Origin of the sequence: Bacillus sp. 22-7 (genome assembly GCF_010628845.1) — a bacterium.
GTDB lineage: Bacteria > Bacillota > Bacilli > Bacillales > Cytobacillaceae > Cytobacillus > Cytobacillus firmus_B.
The window spans coordinates 92410-113590 of the sequence record NZ_NJQY01000012.1 but is presented as its reverse complement, the minus strand read 5'-3'; the positions used below and the strand labels follow the sequence as shown (position 1 = coordinate 113590).

15 protein-coding genes are annotated in these 21181 nt (G+C 43.5%); 3 read left to right on the top strand and 12 right to left on the bottom strand.

The window, feature by feature from the left end; translation table 11 throughout:
* Positions 1-399 precede the first annotated feature (399 nt).
* The 12 genes from CE058_RS10590 to CE058_RS10535 form a co-directional block, all read right to left on the bottom strand.
* The gene (locus CE058_RS10590; RefSeq protein ID WP_048009178.1) at positions 400-1290 is read right to left on the bottom strand and encodes an acyl-ACP desaturase; all 891 of its coding nucleotides are present in this window, start codon (positions 1288-1290) and stop codon (positions 400-402) included.
* Positions 1291-1595: 305 nt separating this feature from the next.
* Positions 1596-2906 (bottom strand): helix-turn-helix domain-containing protein, encoded by a 1311-nt coding sequence (locus CE058_RS10585; protein WP_163142449.1) that lies wholly within the window; start codon positions 2904-2906, stop codon positions 1596-1598.
* A 21-nt stretch (positions 2907-2927) separates the two neighbouring features.
* Positions 2928-4166, bottom strand: coding sequence for a M20 family metallo-hydrolase (locus CE058_RS10580; protein WP_163142446.1), 1239 nt, complete (start codon positions 4164-4166; stop codon positions 2928-2930).
* A 56-nt stretch (positions 4167-4222) separates the two neighbouring features.
* On the bottom strand, positions 4223-5497 hold the full coding sequence (locus CE058_RS10575) for a M20 family metallo-hydrolase (RefSeq protein WP_163142443.1): 1275 nt from the start codon (positions 5495-5497) through the stop codon (positions 4223-4225).
* Positions 5498-5517: 20 nt separating this feature from the next.
* Positions 5518-7065: an AbgT family transporter gene (locus tag CE058_RS10570; RefSeq protein WP_163142440.1), complete on the bottom strand. Its 1548-nt coding sequence runs from the start codon at positions 7063-7065 to the stop codon at positions 5518-5520.
* 754 nt (positions 7066-7819) lie between these two features.
* On the bottom strand, positions 7820-9241 hold the full coding sequence (locus CE058_RS10565; protein WP_163142437.1) for a M20 family metallopeptidase: 1422 nt from the start codon (positions 9239-9241) through the stop codon (positions 7820-7822).
* Between the two features lie 17 nt (positions 9242-9258).
* A complete protein-coding gene (locus tag CE058_RS10560) occupies positions 9259-10554 on the bottom strand; it encodes an amidohydrolase (RefSeq protein ID WP_163142435.1) in 1296 nt (431 codons plus the stop codon).
* A gap of 292 nt (positions 10555-10846) precedes the next feature.
* Complete coding sequence (locus CE058_RS10555) at positions 10847-11677, bottom strand: carbohydrate ABC transporter permease (protein WP_163142432.1); 831 nt, start codon at positions 11675-11677, stop codon at positions 10847-10849.
* A gap of 12 nt (positions 11678-11689) precedes the next feature.
* Positions 11690-12589 carry a carbohydrate ABC transporter permease gene (locus CE058_RS10550; RefSeq protein WP_163142429.1) on the bottom strand — a complete coding sequence of 300 codons (900 nt, stop codon included), beginning with the start codon at positions 12587-12589 and terminating at the stop codon, positions 11690-11692.
* A gap of 132 nt (positions 12590-12721) precedes the next feature.
* Positions 12722-13975: an ABC transporter substrate-binding protein gene (locus CE058_RS10545; RefSeq protein WP_163142426.1), complete on the bottom strand. Its 1254-nt coding sequence runs from the start codon at positions 13973-13975 to the stop codon at positions 12722-12724.
* 47 nt (positions 13976-14022) lie between these two features.
* Positions 14023-16140 (bottom strand): amylo-alpha-1,6-glucosidase, encoded by a 2118-nt coding sequence (locus CE058_RS10540; RefSeq protein WP_163142423.1) that lies wholly within the window; start codon positions 16138-16140, stop codon positions 14023-14025.
* A 147-nt stretch (positions 16141-16287) separates the two neighbouring features.
* Positions 16288-17304 (bottom strand): LacI family DNA-binding transcriptional regulator, encoded by a 1017-nt coding sequence (locus CE058_RS10535; protein ID WP_163142420.1) that lies wholly within the window; start codon positions 17302-17304, stop codon positions 16288-16290.
* 236 nt (positions 17305-17540) lie between these two features.
* On the opposite strand from CE058_RS10535, the gene CE058_RS10530 reads away from it, so the two are divergent.
* The 3 genes from CE058_RS10530 to CE058_RS10520 all read left to right on the top strand — a co-directional run bounded on the left by CE058_RS10530 (position 17541) and on the right by CE058_RS10520 (position 21174).
* Entirely contained in the window at positions 17541-18452 is a 912-nt protein-coding gene (locus CE058_RS10530) for a DUF1672 family protein (RefSeq protein ID WP_163142417.1), read from the top strand.
* A 56-nt stretch (positions 18453-18508) separates the two neighbouring features.
* Positions 18509-19117, top strand: coding sequence for a DUF1672 family protein (locus CE058_RS10525; protein WP_286167964.1), 609 nt, complete (start codon positions 18509-18511; stop codon positions 19115-19117).
* A 1184-nt stretch (positions 19118-20301) separates the two neighbouring features.
* Entirely contained in the window at positions 20302-21174 is an 873-nt protein-coding gene (locus CE058_RS10520; protein WP_286167963.1) for a DUF1672 family protein, read from the top strand.
* Positions 21175-21181 lie beyond the last annotated feature (7 nt).

The window sequence follows — 21181 nt, the reverse complement described above, 5'->3', positions numbered from 1 at the left end:
AATTCTATTTGCAGAATGAAAAACTCTATTTGCAAGTTTGCGATTCTATTTGCAGAATGAAAAACTCTATTTGCAAGTTTGCGATTCTATTTGCAGAATCAAATACTCTATTTGCAAGTTTGCGATTCTATTTGCAGAATGAAGAACTCTATTTGCAAGTTTGCGATTCTATTTGCAGAATGAGAACCCTATTTGCAAGTTTGCGATTCTATTTGCAGAATGAAGAACCTATTTGCAAGTTGGCAATCCTATTTGCAGAATGAAAAACTCTATTTGCAAGTTTGCGATTCTATTTGCAGAATCAAATACTCTATTTGCAAGTTCACGATTCTATTTGCAGCGTTCACAATTCGGTTTTTTTCCAACAAAAAATAGAACCAGCAACGCCGGTTCTATAAATTATTTCTTGCTGTAAAATCGATCCCGAACCTTTTTGAGGCGGGCATGATAGTTTAGGATATCAAGTCTTGCTTTCTCTGCTTCAGGTGCGATCGGCCGAAGCTTTTCAATTTCCCAATAGTCTATAATGACATCGAGAACCTGATCAAAGTATTCCAGCGGGCCGTAGTTGGCTTCTTTTGCAATGATAGCCATCCGGTTTTCAAAGTCCGGCATGACAGCACCCGGCATTTTAAAGTTCATGATGACGTTCGCGAGGTAGTAGCAATAGTTAGGTTCTAATTGCAGGTGATGTTTTATAACATCCCTGTAAAATGTATAATGCAGGGTCTCATCCTTAGCCAAACGCCTCAGCAAGGTGGACAAATCCTTATCATGTGGACCCGCTACCTTCGCTACATTATAGTAGAACACCATGGTGGCCAGCTCCTGCATGGAGGTATAGACCATTGTTTCAAATGGGGTATGGAAATCAGGATTCCAGCCGTTTTCCACTGTCTGCTTATGCAGCTGGTGAAGCCTGCCCGGATGGACATTACGCGTGATTAAGAGATAGGTTTCAAGCAGATTGGAGTGCTGATCCTCTTCCGCTGTCCAGGTATGCACAAATTCCTTAATAACACTCAATGACCCTTTAAAGGTCTGGTCTAAATATGATGTAAACCATGGGAGATTTACTTCTGTCAATAGAGCTGTCTCCACAGCCGTAATGACGGACTCCGGAAGCGTCACCTGGCTTTCATCCCATGGTACACGCCGGAAATCCTGCGCTTTATCCCATGGAAGAAATTCGTGATAGCCCCAATCTATTTTTTCAGCCCGCTTTTTGTGCTCCTCATACAATTCCCTTACCTTCGGCTCCAGACGAAAATCGAGATGATTTGTTAACAAGTGTAGACCTCCATCGCTATTTTATAGCTAACTATTATGACCTGTTACTAATTTAACTATATCACATTTCTGCGTTAACTAACTAACATAAAAGTCGAATTTTCGGGAAATTAGGACTTTTATAGCTCGTTTTCTTATTTAGATCAATAGTCTTGAACATTTTTCCATCGTACATATCTGTAAAAACTGATTTTCTTCTCCCGGTTTGAAAAGTTAAACAAACCAAAAAACCCAGCTGAATAATCAGCCAGGCTTTTTGAAATGTTTGATGAAACTTTTGTTCAAACATATTAAGCTCCAGTTTTTCAAAACTTCAACTCATAAACCTTCCGCGGCCGCCCGCGCTGTCCGGGCTGTTCTTCACCCGTCACTTTGGCAAGCCCCAGCCGCTCGAGCTCCGCCATAATCCTTCTTGAGTTGCGTTCGGTGTTCTTCAGCCACCTTGAGACTTCCTGTGCAGTGACAATCTTTTTTTGATAGTGCCTTGAAAGGTATTCGATTTTGGATACGATTGCCGGATTGATTTTGGCGCCTTTAAAGCGTTCTTCCCATTCCTCTCCCCAGATGCGCTGCTGGTAGGAAATTGCCTCTTCGCCGCTTTCGGAAAGGTGTTCCTTAATTTCCTTGTTTTCATCGACACTAATCACAGGAGAAGCTTTCTGGTCACGCGCATATTGGAGGGCGAGCCTCACATTCTGCTCTGCATCATAAGCTGTCAGCCCGTACCCCACACCGATTCTGACCTTCAGCTTGCTGTGGATTTTCGCTTCTTCTATAAGAGAGTACATGGACGCTTCCTGAAAGTGCATATCCATCTCGCCCCGGGTTGTATAAATAAAGAATAGACCATCCCCGATCTGCACAAAGGAGCCTTGCACTTTTTCGGCATAGTCAAGCATGACCTGCTTGATTTCCAGCTCATGCCGCTTCATTTCATAGGTAAAATGCTGCTCTTCGAGTGAGCTTGGAGAGTGAACGACTTCCATTCCCATAATCGCTATCTGGGAGCGTTTATACCAGTTGGATTGGCCTCTTTCCCTTAAGTAGCGGAGCACAAGTTTGATCGCGACAGGTGACGGAACCACCCGGTAGCATGGGATTCCCTGCTCCCTCAGCCGGTCATGAACCTCCTGGACACATGTCAATGCGACCTCCGTTTTTCCTTTCTCATAAAGCTCCTTATGAAAATGGATGATTTCCTCTGCCGGTTCGTATTCATTGTAAGAAAATGTGTGGATGTTCAAATCTCCTAAAAAATATGTATTCTTAAGTATATCAAGCTCGGACTCCTGAATGGTGTCCAAGCTTGCCTGCTGAAATCCGCCTTCCCTGAGATGCGCTTCAAGGAGTGTTCCCAGCAGGCTGGAGCCATATAGAGGGGGATAATGGGCATTTTCTTCCCCGATCAGCCCTTTTGAACGCGCGTAAAAATAAGGGGCCTGTCCGGAGAAAAACCATAAATCGATTTCCGTTTTATGTTCCCTGATTATCTTTTCCGTTTCTTTTGTTTCCTTATAAATGTATGGAATCATCTCAAGCTCGCTGTATTCACGCGACAAGGCAAGAATGTGTCCAACGGAGTCTCCCGGTCCCACTACCCCAACGCGAATTTTCATTCTTTTCCACCTGCTTCTTCTTTATATGCTAGTTTCAGTTTTTAAATATTGTGCGATAATCTTTGTTCCCATTTCCAGATCTTCAATAGAGGCAAACTCCTCAGGATGATGACTGAGGCCATTTTTGCAGGGAATGAATAAAAGCCCTGAAGGCCATTTGGCCGCCATGTTCATCACATCATGGCCTGCGCCGCTTTCAAGCACCAAGGCTTTGTATCCCAACGCTTCACCTGATTGCTGCAATTTTCGCATCACTGCCTCATCAAGCTGAACGGATGGATTATGAACAAGCGTTTTTACTTCTATTGTAACACCAAAAGATTCCGAAAGCTGATGACATTTTTCACGGATACGCTTCTCCATTTCTTTTTTCAGTGAATCATCCACACTGCGGATATCAATTCCAAGCTCAACCGTTCCGGGAATTACATTCATGGCGTTCGGCTTTAGTTCAAAGGTGCTTGCTGTTGCCACAATTGGCACCGCACTGGAATTCGATAAAGCAAGAGCTGTCTCTGATATAAATGGAACGAGAGGTGCCGCCGCAACAAAGGCATCCTTTCTTTTGCCCATCGGGGTCGTTCCTGTGTGCCCCATCTGTCCATCGACGATTACCTTTAAGCGGATTGGACAGGCAACTGCCGTTACTGCTCCAAAGTCTGCACCGGCATCTTCCACTCTGGTTCCCTGCTCAATGTGAAGCTCGATAAAACTTTTTAAAGCTGACTCCGGCCGTTCAGCCTCTTCAATTGCATCCCATGACAGTCCCATGTCCTCGACTGCCTGGCGGATGGTGATGCCATCCTCATCCGTTACACCTTCCACATCATTCTTATTAAGAAGGCCGCTCATTGCCTTGCTGCCAATGGTTGATACGCCAAAACGGGATGATTCCTCAGATGCAAAACAAATGACTTCAATTGAGGAAGCAGGCTGGAACCCTTCTTCTTTCAATTTCTTTACGGCAGCCAGACCGCAAAGGACACCGGCAACTCCATCATAGCCTCCTCCGCCCTTTACGGTATCCACATGAGAACCTACGGCAACAGCCGGTAATGAATCTTCAGCTTCCCAGCGGGCAATCGCATTCCCCGCTTCATCTCTTCGAACCTTCAAACCGATATCCTCAGCAATGGAAACAAATACATCAATGGCCCGCCATTCTTCTTCCGTGTAGCCTAACCGGCAGAACCCTTCTGCCTGGTTCATGCTGTCTGTTAAATTTAACGCTTTCAGATGCTTATCCAGCCATTCTTTCATTCTCAACACTCCTCCCTGATCTAAAATGAGGCAGATTGCTCTGCCTCATCTATTCCTTAATTTAATTTTTTTATAGATTCAAACAGCAGCTGGACGGCATTCTTCATCGTGCCTTCATTAATATCGAACTTCTCGTTATGATGGCCTGCCGCCAGTTCTGTGCCGAAAATGCAGTAGGTGGCCTGTCCTCCATTTTGCTGAACACGCTCCATGAAGAAGGTTGCGTCCTCAGAGCCTGCAGGTGAATTGTCTTCGAGGATGCTTTCTTTTATATAGGAAGCTTCTTGTGCACAGGCATGCAGGACGGATGCCAGCTCTTTTGAACCATGAGCACTAATGGCCTCGCCTACAGTATGAATCTCGTATTCTACTCCATACATTTGGGCTGATCCTGCAATAACTGCTTCGGCCTGTGCTTTGACATATTCGTTAATTTTTGTCGTTTCCCCGCGTGTTTCAATTTTCAGCACCGCTTTATCTGCGATAATATTGCGGCCTGAGCCTGCATGCAATTCACCCACGTTGATGCGGGTTGCCCCTTCTGAATGACGCGGAATAGCGTAAATATTCAGAGCGACAGAAGCGGCTGCCAGCAGGGCGTTTTTCCCCTCTTCCGGATTTCCGCCTGCATGGGAAGAAACTCCTTTAAACGTTACATCAAGTTTTGACGTTGCCAGAAATCCGTTTTTTGATGCCACAAAATGTCCATCTGGAACTCCTGTGCCGACATGTGAGGCAATTAAATAATCCACATCATCGATAACTACGGCTTCGGCCATTGAACGAGCCCCGCGGGTGCCTTCTTCTGCAGGCTGAAAAATCAGTTTGATTTTCCCCTTAAGGCTGTCTTTGTTTTCAGCAATCAAGCTTGCCAGGCCAAGCCCGATGGTTGTATGGGCATCATGTCCGCAGGCATGCATGGTGTTTGGAACTGCAGACCTGAATCCTTCTTTTTGCGGAAAATGGCTGTCTGCCTCTGATTCATGGATCGGCAATGCATCCATATCCACACGGAAGGCGATGGTTGGCCCTTCCTTTTTCGTATCCATAGTCGCGACAATGCCTGTGTATCCATCTTTGAAGGGTTCAATATAATCTTTTTTCGCCCCATTTTCGAGAGCCCATTGATAATGTGCGGCTGTTTCCTCTTGATTTGGCTTACCCATAAAATAATCAGCAGCCATTACCTGCCTGCCCATTTCCAGCCCGAAGCCAAGTTCATCCAGGATCGATGCGACAATGGAGGCTGTCCGCATTTCCAGGAAGCCTCCCTCTGGATAACGGTGAAAATCACGGCGCCACTCTTTTAATTGATTTTCAAGATTACTCACTTTTTAACCACATCCTGTTCTTATAGATAAGGACCGATTCCCGGACCAAACGGGATTCCAAAGAAGACGAATACTAAAAGCATAATGATCCACGTGATCAGGAACGTAATCGAGTACGGAATCATTAATGAAATGAATGTTCCAATTCCCGCTTTTTTGTCATACTTCTGCATAAACGACAGGGCGATAACCATATATGGCATCATCGGTGTCACGATATTCGTAGATGAATCTGCTACACGGTAAGCCACTTGCGTAAATGCAGGGTGATAGCCAAGCTGCATAAACATTGGAACGAAGACTGGTGCTTCAAGCGCCCACTTCGCTGAACCTGAAGTGATCAGGAAGTTCAGGGAAGCTGTAAAAATGATGTAGCCAATAATCAATCCGATTCCGGTGAACTCCACGTCTTTCAGGAACTCTGCTCCATTAACCGCTACCCATGTTGCGATATTAGACCAGCTGAAGTACGCGATAAATTGAGCGATTGCGAAGATTAAGACAATATAGGATGCTAAGTCCTTCATAGCCTCTGCCATGAAATTAGCCACATCTTTACTGCTCTTAATGTTGCCGACTGTTACTCCATATACAGTACCGATAATAATGAAGAAGAAGAGAATGATTGGAATAATGCCATCCAGGAATGGAGATGGAACAAGTCCGCCATCTTCATTGGTTAACGGGCTATTTGGTATAAGGATCGCTCCCGCAATTAGGGCAATATAGGCGAATCCGGCAATCGCTGCATTTCGCAAAGCCTTACCTGCATTAGGTGGATCTTCCTTAATCGCTTCTTTAACCTCTTCGCCTTTGTATTCTCCAAGGCGCGGTTCAATGAACTTAGTTGTGACAAGTCCACCGACAATGGTTAAAACAAATACGGAAACAATATTAAAATACCAGTTATCAATTGGTGTAACGACCATATTCTCATCAATAATCTTGGCAGCTTCTGTTGAAATCCCTGCCAATAGTGCATCTGTTCCAGCAATCAGCAGGTTTGCTGTAAAGCCGGCTCCGGCTGATGCATACCCTGCTGCCAAACCGGCAATCGGGTTACGGCCGATTTTGTAGAAGACCATTGCGGCAAGCGGCGGCACCAGAACCATCGCAGCATCGGATGCGATATTCCCCATGATCCCGACAAACACAACAGTGTACGTGATTAATGCCGGCGGTGATTTTAAAATTGTTTTCTTAATGGCATAATCCAGCATGCCGACTTTCTCGGCAAGACCAATCCCGAGCATCATGGACAGAACCAGGCCAAGAGGTGCGAACCCGGTGAAGTTATCAAGCATGGATGTCAGGATAAAATTCAGGCCTTCTCCAGATGCCAGGTTCTTAACTTCCAGTTCCTCTCCCGAGCCAGGGTGGACAACAGTAGCACCAAAGGCACTAAATATAGCTGAAACAATAATAACTAACACTGCGAGCCCGGCAAATAATATAAATGGATCCGGGAGCTTGTTTCCTACCTTTTCGACCCCATTGAGGAATCGCTGGGCAATCCCTGGTTTCTTATTTTCTGTTACCACTTTCTTTCCTTGTTTCTCTGTTTTCATATACTCCCCTCGCTTTTCTGTTTTTGGAATTTATTACTTATGAATTAAGCCTCGTTGTTTTTCAATGTGTATGCTTGTTTTCGCTTTTTGGCAAGCTCGCCGGATTGAGATTCACCCCTCGGGTTTATGACCTTTTGTTCGAAGGGATTCTAGGTAATCCGGGTTCGGACTCTAACCCCCGTATTTCTGCTTTCTCTGTCCGAAGTTGATCCGGGTTCGGACTTAAGAGCTCGAATTTCTGCTTTCTCTGTCCGAATTTGCTCCGGGTTCGGACTCTAAACCCCGCATTTCTGCTTTCTCTGTCCGAAGTTGCTCCGGGTTCCGACTCTAAACCCCGTATTTCTGCTTTCTCTGTCCGAAGTTGCTCCAGGTTCGGACTCAAGAGCTCGTATTTCCGCTTTCTCTGTCCGAAGTTGCTCCGGGTTCGGACTCAAAGCACCGTATTTCTGCTTTCTCTGTCCGAAGTTGCTCCGGGTTCCGACTCTAAACCCCGCATTTCTGCTTTCTCTGTCCGAAGTTGCTCCGGGTTCCGACTCAAAACCCGCATTTCTGCTTTCTCTGTCCGAAGTTGCTCCGGGTTCCGACTCTAAACCCTTTATTTCTGCTTTCTCTGTCCGAAGTTGCTCCGGGTTCCGACTCTAAACCCCGCATTTCTGCTTTCTCTGTCCGAAGTTGCTCCGGGTTCCGACTCAAAACCCCGCATTTCTGCTTTCTCTGTCCGAAGTTGCTCCAGCTCAGACTCACTCGTCCCCTTCTACTTTAAAGCAGAAGGCTTAACCTCTTTCGGAATTGGACATGTGTAAGGATTAGCTTCCTTAAACTCTTTGAATTCCTGTTTAACAGCTTCCAATTTTTCCTGGTCGGTCAGCAGTTTTACACCGGTTAATGCCATAGCTTCTGCTGCCCGGAGCATCCCTTTGTGCGCATAGGTGCTGATGCCTTGAGTGGTCATCTGCCAGGTATGCAGCGGTGTTCCCAGTGCTGATGTTGAGGCTGTCAGCTGCGCGGTTGGAACAACCCAGCTTACATCTGAGACATCGGTAGAGCCGGCAAGGACTTCTTTGGAAGGTTCATAGGCTGAGATGGTTTCAGCCAGGTATTTCCCCTCAAATTCACTGCCATCCCCCACATAGCCAAACCCTCGTAAAATATCTAAATAGCTTTCTTTTTCACCATCTGATAGGGTTGTCCAAAGCTTTTCGGCAAAGACCTTTTCTTCTTCATCGGGTTGTTCAATTCCGGCTTCCTGAAGGCTTTGATAGAGAATGTTTTCAAGGCTGCGGTTTGGAATATAATTGGAGCAGGCCTTGTCAAACTCAATGGTAAGCTCTGTTTCTGTCATTAGAGCTGCGCCTTCCGCGATTTTGCATACCCGTTTATAGATTTCGTCCACCTGCTGAACCTTTGGCGCACGGATCAGATAAAGGACCTCGGCGTCTGCCTGTACGACATTCGGCGAGATGCCCCCTGTGTTGGTGATGGCGTAATGCATTCTGGCTTCCGGCACGACATGCTCGCGAAGGTAATTCACACCTACGTTCATGAGCTCAACCGCATCGAGGGCACTTCGCCCAAGATGAGGCGAGTTCGCCGCATGTGAGGATAAGCCTTTAAATCTGAAATAAACCTGATAGTTTGCGAGACTCGATAAGCTCATGATGCTGTTGGCCGGAGATGGATGCCATGTTAAGGCTGCGTCCACCCCTTCAAATACTCCTTCGCGGACCATGAAGGTTTTTCCGGAGCCGCCCTCTTCGCCTGGACAGCCAAAAAACTTAACAGTCCCAGGCAGATTGTTTTCTTCTAAATATTTTTTTGCTGCACAGGCTGCCGCAAAGGCGCCGGTCCCCAGGAGGTTATGGCCGCAGCCATGACCGACATTCAGCTCGGTTGGCTCATACGAAGTTTTATTTGGCACCTGCCCCAATCCGGACAGAGCATCGAATTCACCAAGAAAGCCAATAACAGGAGCTCCGCTTCCGTAAGAAGCTACAAAAGCGGTTTCAATATTTCCAGCATTCCGTTCAACCTGAAAGCCTGCTTTTTCACATTGGGATGCCAGAAATTCTGCTGATGCATACTCTTCAAATCTAGTTTCAGGATGGTGATAGATATACTCGCTTATTTTTTCAAATGTCTCTTTATTTTCTGCCAAAAAGGCTTTTGTAAAGTTCATGATTTCCTCCCTTAATTCTAAATGGCCGAACCGCCATTTAAGATATGAATATAAGCATCGACCGCAACCAGTAAAGCATCTTCGTCAAAATCGAATTGAGGATGGTGGTGAGGATAGTCAAGCTTCGTCCCAAACAGCATAAACGTAGCTTTGCCGCCATGCTTCTGGACCCTGTTCATCATAAAGCTGACATCTTCCGATCCGGAGACAGGGACAGATGGCAGCACCTCCTTCACAAGCTCGCTTGATGCACACCATTCGGTAATTTTCGGGATCAGCTCTTCATCACAGACAACCACTTCCGTAACTCCGACTGCTTCGAGTGTGCAGGACACATCGTGCATATCTGCTGCCGCCTGAAGAATCCGGGTCGCTTTTTCAGCCATATATTGTGCAATTTCCGGAGTCTCACCACGTACCTCAATTTCCATATAGCTGTCTCCCGGGATGATGTTCCTGCCGCTTCCTGCGGCCAGCTTCCCAACATTCACCCTGGTGACCCCATCATGGTGGCGCGGAATGCCGTAAAGGTTGTTAGCAGCTGTCGTCGCTGCCAATAAAGCATTTTTCCCGAGTTCGGGATTGATGCCGGCATGTGAGGAAACTCCTTTAAAATATGCATTGTATTTGGTTGAAGCCAGAAATCCTGGCGTTGTGGCTGCGATTGTTCCAACGGGCAGGGACTTAATGCCAATGTGGCCTGAATAAAAATAATCAACATCATCAAGCCAGCCTTTGTCTGTCATCGCCCTAGCACCTCGTCCACCTTCTTCTGCCGGCTGAAATAAAAGGGTAAAGCGGCCCTTAAGCTGGTCACTATGGGAAGCGATATACTGAGCAACCCCAAGGCCGATGGCGGTATGTCCGTCATGTCCGCACGAATGCATCACATTCTCTTCTTTTGAGATAAAGTCGTATTGAGCTGGACGATGGGCAGGATCTGCAGATTCGTTTATCGGCAGGGCGTCAATATCAAAGCGGAAACCAACATGGTCTCCTGTTCTGCCAGTATCCCAGACTGCCACAAGCCCGGTATTGCCGCCGCGCATTTGATCGAGCCAGGATTCTTCAACTCCCCATTCCCTTGCCTTTTTCTCTTGTGCCTCCAGATCGGATTGTGCAGGAAGCCCCATACGGGAATTCTCTTCAAGCGCGTCTTTCCCTATATAAAGTTTGAAACCCATCTTTTCCAGTTCTTTTCCGATCCGGTATGTAGTGATGTACTCCATGAACCCCAGTTCAGGCAGTGCATGCAAAGTGCGCCGCCATTTGATCAGCTGGGGAGTTATTTCCTTTAAAAAGCTGCTGTCCATAAAGATCCCCCTTGTTGAATGTTATTTCGGACATTTTCCGTTTCATTACCTTAAATGTATTATACACATGTTATTAGAAAATTCAAAGTAAACTTTTAAATATTAAAATTCATATTTTTGAATTTTTATAACAAATATGTTATCTAGAAAACTGCTTTAAGCATGAAAATACCCAGCTGTATAAACAGCTGGGCTGATTGTTTGTATATCTGATAAAGATTTAGCTCTTAAGTTTTTTACCATATTTCCCAAGTGACACCTTCAAAAGATAGCCCCTGCCCGAAGCCCTTTATTACTTCCCGCCCGTAAACGAAATTCCTTTAATAAAGTAGCGATTAAAGAATGCATATAGCAGCAGGACTGGAAGCGTAAAGACCATGGAAGCTGCCATAATGTAGTTCCAGTAGCTGACAAATTGGCCTTTAAACGTATTCAGCCCTAATGGAAGAGTGTACATTTCTGTATCTGTCATGACGATCAGCGGTCTCATGAAGTCATTCCAGAAGCCCATAAAGACAAAGATTGCCTGGGCAGCCAGAGCAGGTTTGGCCAGAGGCAGCACTACCTTGAAAAAGATCCCCAAGCGGCTGAGCCCATCAAGCTGTGCAGCTTCCTCCAATTCTTTTGGGAAATTGATAAAGAATTGTCTCATCATAAAGATAAAGGTGGCGTTAATCATCGCCGGAACGATCATTCCCTGATAAGAGTTCAACCAGCCTAATTCCTTAAGGATTAAATAGTTTGGAATCATGGTGACTTGTGCCGGTATCATTAAGACGGCCAGAATAATGATAAACAGGGCCTTTTTTCCGGGAAACGCAAGTCTTGCAAGAGCATAGCCTGCCATTGAGTTAAAAATGATATTTAGCAACGTCCCAATTACGGCGATAATAAGAGAATTTAATAGCCATCTTGGAAAAAGGTCCTGTTCCACAAAGATTTGCTGATAGTTTGCCAGAGTGAAGTTTTTCGGAATAAAGTTCATGGTCCCGCTAATAATTTCTTCTAATGTCTTAAATGAGGATGACAGGGCCCATAAGAACGGAACAAGTGTGGTGACAGCGTATAGAACAAGAATGACGTAAAGAAGACGCTTGCTGAATGATTTTTTCCTGGAACTCATGTCTGTTCCCCCTTAATAAAGTGATTCTTCCTTCGAAAATTTACGCTGGATCAGCGTTGCAACCAGAATAATAATAGCCAGTGCAAATGCCAGTGCAGCCGCATATCCCATCGTTCCGAGTGACTTAAATGCATATTGATAGATTAATAGAACGACAGTCAGGGTTGAATTGTTTGGTCCGCCAGACCCGCCGGAGAAGATATACGATTGATCAAACAGCTGGAATGTTCCAATTATCCCCATGATGACAACAAACGAGGTAACCGGCCGCAGGAAAGGAACCGTTACATAGAAAAATTTCTGAAGGGCATTGGCCCCATCAAGCTCAGCTGCTTCATATAAGGAATCCGGAATATCCTGAAGAGCTGCGAGATAAATAACCATAAAGAATGGCGCCGTCGCCCAAATATTCATTAGCATGATCGCATTTAATGCGATATCAGGGTCGCCTAAAAAGTTATACGCAGGAAGTCCGATCATTTCCAGAAGGTTGTTGATCAATCCTTCTTTGTTATACATCCACATGAAAATTAACGTTAAAACGGCAGAGGATGTTAAGGTCGGTAAAAAGTAAACAATGCGAAAGAACTTCTCCCCTTTTAAACCGGCATTCAGTGTTGCTGCCAATATAAGTGCTAAAGCTGTCTGGCATGGAACCACAATCAGCACATATTTCGCGGTATTCTTTAACGCAATAAGGGCTCTGTTGTCTTCCATAATCCTGGCGAAATTTTCAAATGCCACAAATTCAAAACTCGTTTGGCCAAGAAGCTGAACCTTATTAAATGATAGGAAAATAGCATAAAGAATAGGCCCAATAATAAATATTGCTAAAACAAGCAGTGTCGGAAACATAAACAAATATCCTTGACCGGCATCTCTTAATTTTTTCTTAGAAGATCGTTTGTTCATGAGTATTCCTACCTTCTATCTGTTTGGATAATACTTTCCTTAAAGGCCGGTACGGCTCTGGCCTCAAAAAAAAGACTGCAGCATCACATTATGAATGTACCTGACACCGTAAATGTGCCAGGTACATCCGCCTTATTGAATTTCACTATTTGCTTGCTCCTGTGCGTCCTTCAATGCGTCAGATAGCGGACGATCCCCAAGGAATGCAGCAATAAATTGGTTATTAAAGTTATTCATGATAATCGGAAGGTTCGCCCCTTCCTGCCAGACAGTGGCATAAGGAGCTCCTGCTACAAGTGCACCTCTTAATGGATCCTCATCATAGCCTAATTTTTCTGCAACCGATTTGCGTGTAGGAAGGGCGAAACCTTTAGAAGTCCATGTTTCCATACCTTCTTTGCCAGTCAGGTAGGATATCAGCTTCCATGAAGCTTCCTTCTTCTCAGATGCTGCATTCATGACATAACCAACCGTATAAGCCATGGTCCCCTTTTCGCCATTAACAGCAGGAAGTTCAGCTGTACCGTACTCCACATCAGGGAAAGTATCCTCTAAGAATGGAATCGCCCAGTTACCCTCAATGACCATTGCCGCTTTCTGCTGGCCGAACATTTCTCCGCCCCAGTTTGCGCCTACTTCTGATGCCTGGGCAGAGGTTTTGTCTTCAAGATGCTGATCAACGATTGGCTTTAGTGCTTCCACTATCTCCGGAGAAGCGAAATTCGCTTTATCTTCCTTCACCACATCGCCGCCGGAAGCCTGGGCAATATGATAAAGCCGGGCAAGCTCAGGCGCAACACCAAATCCGTATACACCTTCCTTTGTAAGGGCTTTGGACACTTCGCGCAGCTCATCCCATGTTTTTGGGACTTCTACACCTGCTTGTTCAAACATTTTTTTATTATAGAAAAGAGCTAGAGTAGAGTAATCCTTTGGAAAACCGTATGTCTTCCCATCCACCTGGAAAGCTTCAAGCATCGGCTTCTCAAAATCCTCAGTATCAAAGTCCTCTGTGACATACTCGTCTAAAGGCTCGACGACACCCGTTTCGATCAATGCCGGCGCTTCAAGTGCATCCAAATAGAATACATCCGGACCTTCTCCGCCAATCAGGCGAGTTTTTAGGACATCCATATACTGCTCTGAAATCACTTCATGCTTAACATCAATGTTTGGAAATTTCTCTTCGAAGTTGGCAATTGTCTGTTTCAGCAGTTTTTGCTCAGATGGATTGCCGCCCCATCCCGCAAGCGTTACTTCAACCTTTTCTCCTTCAGATCCTCCAGAGCCTTCCGAGTTCGTTTCATCTGACCCGCTGCACCCGGCAAGAAGGGACCCCACTAACATTGTCGTCATACCTAAACCAGCCAACCATTTTTTCTTCATCCTTCGTAACCCCTCTCATTTTCCATTGATTTTTTTATGTTAAAGAATTATTGAGTTACCTTCATAGGTTTGACGATTTCAAAGCCTGTTGTATTTTCTAAAATGACTGTCTGTATTTCTTCCCCCTGTCTGCTGACAGAAACGGACAGAGTTCCTTCACCAATTTTGATGTTAGTGACCGTCAATGTATTCATTTCATCAAGCAGCATTGGGCTCAGCTGAATTTCCTTTTTCAGGCTGTCCGGGAAAAGGCCCAGCAGTGATTGGACAAACACAAGCGGCGTACCTGCTGCCCAAGCCTGTGGTGAACACGCAACCGGATATTTAACTGCTTTGCCGATTTTCGCATCATATCCGCAGAACAACTCAGGAAGACGATCGTACTCAAAATACTGGGAAGCCTGTATAAGGCCTGTCATTACTTTTTTAGCATCTGCTGCAAAACCAAGCTTGCTCATCCCCAGTAAAATCATGCTGTTATCATGAGGCCAGATACTGCCATCATGGTAGCTCATCGGATTATATCCTGCTTCTCCTTCACCCATTGTGCGAATGCCAAATCCTGAAAACATTTTCTCACCCGTCAGCATGCTGCTTACTTTTTCTGCACGATTCTCTGCGAGCATTTCAGAATACAGAACATGCCCAGGGTTGGATGTAATGGTTCCAACCTGTTTTTTTCCGCCATCAATAGCGATGGCATAAAACTCCTGATCTGCCATCCAGAACTCGTTTTCAAATGCTTTTTGAAGTTTTTCAGCCTCAGCCTTCAGCTTTAAAGCTGCCTCTTTATTTCCAAGCTTGTTATAAATGGAGGCAATCCCCTGTTTTGCCTGATAGACATATCCCTGTACCTCGGAAAGTGCTATTGGTGTTTCAGCATAATCACCATTTCGATGAACAATGGAATCCCCGGAATCTTTCCAGCCTTGATTCGCAATTCCCTTGGATGATTCCTGGTGATATTCCACAAACAAATCGCCATCCCGGTCTCCATATTGATTGATCCACTCTAAAGCACGCTTCACATTTTCTTCGAGCTGGCAGAATGTCTCCAAATCTCCAGTCCATTTCACATACTCTGTTAATAGAACAAGGAATAACGGGGTGGCATCAATCGTTCCATAATAAGGGGTGAATGGAATCTGGTTTGTATTCGCAAGCTCCCCGTAACGGATTTCATGCATAATTTTCCCCGGCTGTTCATCTCTCCAGGGGTCGACTTTGGTTCCTTGCTGACTCGCCATTGTAAACAAAGTTCCTTTTGCCACATCCGGCTGGAAGGCAATCATCTGAAGTGCCGCAATCAGACTGTCCCTGCCAAACGGAACGCCGAACCACGGCAGTCCTGCCACCGGGAAATTGCCATATCCCGTGTCGGTTAAAAGCACCCGCAAGTCCGATAAACCTCGATCAACAAGCCTTTGCAGCGGCAGATAATCTGTTTCAACTGAAGCAAGCGCTGCAGACCAGTCCTTGTATGAAGACTTGAGCTTTTGAAGAGCTTCATTTACAGGTAAAAGATCTGTTCTCGTTTCTGCATTTTCCAGCGGAATAACCATAAAGGTAATTGATTTCGATTCCTGGTGCTGAAGGGTTAGAGTAAATGTAATTTCGCCGTCTTCTTTTACTTCTTTAGGTAGAAGAGGAGTATCCCATTGAATACGGGTCGCTCTCTTAATATCATCCGCACCATGATAATGGAATGTTAGAGAATTTTTATCAGCTGTCTGGCCTGTTCTTTTTCCTACATCTCCTGTCTGAAAACCGCGGACGATAAACATATCATGAAAATCCGCATCGGCTTCTACATTTAAATCAAATGTCACCGGTTTTGGAAAATAGTTCTTCGCCGTAACTGTTTCATATAACACGTCATCATAGATAAATCGCTTTCTCTCAATCTCAATGGATTCTCTCCAAAGAATTAATTCTCCATCTTTTTCCTGGTGTGGATTGGTTGATAGGATTGCGGACATATAGTTTTCAGATCCATCCGAGTGGAGAAGAATCGGTTTTTCATTGTTGATCCGTACATTAAACTTACTGAGAAATCGAGTATCATTCTTGTACAAACCTAAGCCGTAGCTGTGATTAGCAGTGATATCCCCCTGTTCATCTGTTAATAAGAATAGATTGTTCTCTTTTATCACTCTGTAATTCATTTTGCTCCTCCTGCACTTCCAGTTTTCGTAGCTGTTCGATATCCGAAACGTTTCGGATTATACGTAAAAAAATATTGCCAAAACGTTTCGGATTTGCAATAAAGTAAAAGCTGGCTATCCTTGCTATTTAGCTCGTGAGACCAACATTTATTTTTTCGCTTCTGCTGTACTCTCTCGTTCCATAAGCTCTGTTTTCATAACAAGACGGTGTGTTTCTGTCTCATTTTGAAGCAGGCCAAGCAGCAATCTCGCTGCTTCATATCCCAGACCGAACTTATTCTGTGCAATCGTTGTCAGCTTCGGACTAACATATGAGGCTAACAAAATATCATCGTACCCTATAATAGAAAGATCCTCCGGAACATGACGATTAAGCTCTTTGGCTGCTGCCATTGCTCCAATTGCCATTAAGTCACTTGCACAAAATAATGCCGTGATTTCAGGATGATTGCGCAGCAGTTGCGATGCTGCTTCCTTCCCTTTTTCTTCTGTAAATTCACCATCGGCAACGTATTCCGGATGGAAGGCAAGGCCTGCTTTATCGAGAGCTTTTTGATATCCCTGCAATCTTTCACGGCTGACAAAGGCAAATTCATGGCCATTAATCATACCAATCTTCTCATGGCCGAGATGAATAAGATGCTTCACTGCTTTTTCTGCCCCCAGCACATTATCTGTCGTTACATGGCTGACATGATCAGATTCAAGCGGGATATCAATCAATACACAAGGAATATCGCTCTCCACCACTTCCTTTAAATAAGGATCATCCGTGCGAATCCCCTGAATAATAACACCATCCACTCTTCGCTCACGGCATAGCTGAGTATACGTCTTTTCCCGCTGTTTGGAAGAATTGGTATTAAACAAGATAAGATCATAATTGGATCCCGAAACATACTCATTAACACCGGCAAGAACCTCAACCATAAAATTATCCTTCACACTTTCCTTCGTAAAACCTGACACCAGCAGTCCAATAGTTTGTGATCTTTTCATTACTAAGCTTCTGGCAAGCGAATTAGGGCTGTAATTCAATTCCTTCGCTACCTGGGCAATCTTCTTTCGGGTAATTTCACTCACATCCGAGTATCCATTTAACGCCCTTGAAACAGTCGTAACAGATACTCCTGCCTTTTTTGCAATATCTTTAATTGTAGTCACTCAAACAACTCCCAAAACGTTTCGGTTTTCTTTAACTTGACTATACAACATGCAGAAAACGATTACAACAACAATTTTTATAAAATTATAAACTGTCTTTCTAGAACCCTCCCCCGACTTTTTTCTTATTTACACCTAAAAAGTGTAATTTTTCATGTTTGAGCTGTAAAAATATAACTCTATCCGCTAGAATAAGGGATATATTTTTAACGGTCTTTAAGGAGGACATGTAAATAATGAATAAAAAAACAAAAATCTTACTCTGCAGTGTTGGAATTTCATTGTTACTTGGAGGGTGTTCTGACGAAAGTGAAAAAACAAAAGAAATACAGGCTTCCACTTCTGAAGAAACTAAAATTAGCGTTCAGGATTATACTGGTGAAGGCTATGCATTACCATACGGAAAAGTGACAGATGAAATTGCGGATAAAAACCTTGCTCGGATAGAGGAAGCAGCCATCAGCTTTTTCAAAGAGAAATATAAGACAGACGTAACTGTGCATAATGTGGTTGGCGCTAAGGATGGGGCCACTGTGTTTGTAGAATCAAATGGTGAACCGCATTTCTACACCTATGCTGTAGTGCCAATAGATGAACTGGAAAAGAAAGTGGTGACGGAAAAGATTTGGGCGGACGAATTCCAGGTGGAGAATGCCATTAAAGGCGGGTTGTATGGCATGATCTTTAAAGACGAATTCAATCAACTCGATGACTACTTTGATTCACTTGCAGCAGAAGGTCAAATTACTGGCAAAACTTATGAAGCCATTCAAAATGTTGGAGGCAAGGGTTTCTCAACCCCTTATTATTTTATTTCAATGAGAAGCAAAGAGGCGGCTATCCAACCAGTATATGACCTTTTCATGAAAAATCCTGATAAAAGTGCAGAAAACCTCAGGAAGGCTTTTGAGGATAATTCATTCTCGGCCAAAAACCTTTTCATTAATATTCAATTATTTATGGCTGATAAAAGTGCAAATCCAGATAAAAAGTTATTTGATCAAATCATAAAAGACCTTGAAGAAATGACTTCAATCCCTAGAGGTTCATATAGTTTTGTGTTAAATGATAATTTTATTGATAAGCAGAGCTCCAGCGGTATGGGAGATAATTCACTGGATTTACTGAAAGATATTATTAAAGAATAATATGACTTTGGTGATGCTCTGAACACCGCTAACTCTTTAGAGAGGACATGTAACTAATGAACAATAAAACAAAAACCTTACTCTGCAGTGTTGGAATTTCATTGCTGCTTGGAGGGTGTTCTGGCGAAAGTGAAAAAGCAAAAGAAACACAGACTGCCCTCGATGACTCAATGGAGAGCGTACAAAAATATAATGGAGAAGGCTACGCATTGCCATATGGTAACACCACTGAAAAGATCGCCGAAGCAAACCTGGATCAGATCGTGGATGCTGGAATAAAACTTTTTCAGGAAAACTACAAAATCAATGTAAAAGTACATAATGTAGTCGGTGCTCAAGATGGAGCAACTATCTTTGTGGAATCCGAAGGTGAACCGCATTTCTATACCTATGCTGTAGTACCAATCGATGAAAAAGAAAATAAAGTAATGACAGAAAAAATCTGGGCGGATGAATTTCAAGTGGAAAACGCCATTAAAGGCGGATTGTACCACATGATTTTCAAAGAAGAGTTCAGTAAGCTCGAAAACTACCTAGAGTCAGTTGCGGCTGATGGGCAAGTAACAGGTAAAACAAAAGTGGCCCTCCAAAATGTTGGCGGACAAGGTTTTATGACACCCTATTACTTTATTTCCATGACTAGTGAAGAGTTGGCCAGTCTATGACCTTTATAAAAATAACCCTCATGAAAGTGTTGAAAATTTACGGAATGCATATGATAAAACCCAATTTGATCCCGAGAATTTCTATATAAATATACAATATTTCATGGCTGACGAAGAAGCAGAACCAAACAAGGAAATATTTAATAGAGTCGTGAAAGAACTCGAAGAGATGAATTCAATTCCTAAAGGTTCTTACAGTGCTTTTCTTAATGATAACTTCATTGATAAACAGAGTGCAGATGGGACAAAGGATAACTCTTTGGAACGGTCCTTCCCTGACTATATTATAAAAGATTAATAAAGGTTGCTAAAGATATCTTGGAAGATAATGATAAACATTGCATCCATTGGCATGTGGTTATTAATTAGGAAGTCATAAAGCATAAACGATCGAGGTATGGTGTGAAATATCCTTAAGAATAATGCTGAGGATCTGTATGTACAGGTGGACCGCGGGAAGATTAATTAAACCGAGCTGAGTGGCAGCTTGGTTTTCCTTTTAAATACGGAATAATTTGCGGCATTTGATAGTCTATTTACAATTTGATTTTTCTATTTGCAGGTTTCCTGTTCCTATTTGCAACCTCTTTGTTCTATTTGCAGGTTTCCGGCTCCTATTTGCAATCTCATTGGCTATTTGCAAATCAATTGATCTATTTATAAATAGCCCGCAACTATTTGCAGGTTCCATAATTCTATTTGCAGGTCACCTTCTCTTTACCATACAAAAGTTCAATCAAACGTTTGATTAATTTATTTCGGCCTCCTTCTTTTCCAGCCTCCCTCCAACAACTCTTTAAAACACTCCACCTGGTGGCAGAGTTATTTTTTATCCGGTATTTCCAGGATTCGTTCTTTCATAATTGTTCAAGCTTGCAAGAGAAAGCTTAATTTCATCCACAAACTGTATTCGCTCTTATTAATGTCCTTACCATGAGAAACAGCTTGAGCAACATAATTTTAGTACAATACTCCCTACCACCCCTCTAACTATTTACCTATTTTTACCTAAAAAGTGTAATTTTCCACGTTAAAACTGTAAAAATCTAACTCCATCGGCTAAAATAGGGGGTATACTCTGAATGGCACATTCCTTTAGGGAGGACATTTAACTAATGCGCAAAAAAACAAAAATTTTACTATGCAGTGTTGGAATATCATTAATGCTTGGAGGATGTTCTGGTATGAATAGCACGAATAAAAATCAAGACAGTGAAAAAACAAAAGAAACACAGGCTGCGCCTTCTGAAGAAACCCTGATTAGCGTTCAGGATTATACAGGTGAAGGCTATGCACTGCCGTACGGAAAAGTGACGGATGAAATTGCTGATGAAAACCTTGATCAGATAGAGGAAGCTGCCATCAACTTTTTTAAGGAGAAATATAAAACCGATGTAACGGTGCATAATGTGGTTGGGGCTAAGGATGGGGCTACTGTGTTTGTTGAATCCAAAGGTGAGCCGCATTTCTACACTTATGCTGTAGTGCCAATTGATGAACTGGAAAAGAAAGTGATGTCAGAAAAGATTTGGGCTGATGAATTCCAGGTGGAAAATGCCATTAAAGGCGGATTGTATCACATGATCTTTAATGAAGAGTTCAAGCAGCTCGACGAATATCTTGAGACTCTTGCAGCAGAAGGTCAGGTAACCGGAAAAACAAAGGATGCCCTCCAAAATGTGGGCGGACATGGATATATGACTCCCTATTATTTTTTAGCATTAACCAGTAAAGAACAGGCTATTAAACCAGTCTATGACCTTTATATTAGTAATCCAGCTGAAAGTGCGGAAAATTTGAGGAATGCCTATGAAGAAGGCTCCTTTAATCCTGAAAACTTCAAAATCAATATTCAATTATTCATGGCTGACAAGCAGGCTGAACCAAGTGAAGAGATTTTCAATCAAGTTACGAAAGAGCTCGAAGAAATGAACTCAATACCTAATGGCACCTACAGCTTCTCTCTCAATGATAACTTCATTGATAAACAGAGTTCAGAAGGTGCTAAAGAAAACTCGTTAAAACGCGGATTCCCAGATTACATTATTAAGGAATAAAGCAGGT

Bases quoted from the DNA above. Each gene is read 5' to 3' on its own strand.
- CE058_RS10565 (WP_163142437.1), bottom strand. From the start codon at position 9,241: ATGAACTTTACAAAAGCCTTTTTGGCAGAAAATAAAGAGACATTTGAA.
- CE058_RS10555 (WP_163142432.1), bottom strand. From the start codon at position 11,677: ATGAGTTCCAGGAAAAAATCATTCAGCAAGCGTCTTCTTTACGTCATT.
- CE058_RS10550 (WP_163142429.1), bottom strand. From the start codon at position 12,589: ATGAACAAACGATCTTCTAAGAAAAAATTAAGAGATGCCGGTCAAGGA.
- CE058_RS10520 (WP_286167963.1), top strand. From the start codon at position 20,302: ATGAATAGCACGAATAAAAATCAAGACAGTGAAAAAACAAAAGAAACA.
- CE058_RS10585 (WP_163142449.1), bottom strand. From the start codon at position 2,906: ATGAAAATTCGCGTTGGGGTAGTGGGACCGGGAGACTCCGTTGGACAC.
- CE058_RS10570 (WP_163142440.1), bottom strand. From the start codon at position 7,065: ATGAAAACAGAGAAACAAGGAAAGAAAGTGGTAACAGAAAATAAGAAA.
- CE058_RS10530 (WP_163142417.1), top strand. From the start codon at position 17,541: ATGAATAAAAAAACAAAAATCTTACTCTGCAGTGTTGGAATTTCATTG.
- CE058_RS10560 (WP_163142435.1), bottom strand. From the start codon at position 10,554: ATGGACAGCAGCTTTTTAAAGGAAATAACTCCCCAGCTGATCAAATGG.
- CE058_RS10540 (WP_163142423.1), bottom strand. From the start codon at position 16,140: ATGAATTACAGAGTGATAAAAGAGAACAATCTATTCTTATTAACAGAT.
- CE058_RS10580 (WP_163142446.1), bottom strand. From the start codon at position 4,166: ATGAAAGAATGGCTGGATAAGCATCTGAAAGCGTTAAATTTAACAGAC.
- CE058_RS10525 (WP_286167964.1), top strand. From the start codon at position 18,509: ATGAACAATAAAACAAAAACCTTACTCTGCAGTGTTGGAATTTCATTG.
- CE058_RS10545 (WP_163142426.1), bottom strand. From the start codon at position 13,975: ATGAAGAAAAAATGGTTGGCTGGTTTAGGTATGACGACAATGTTAGTG.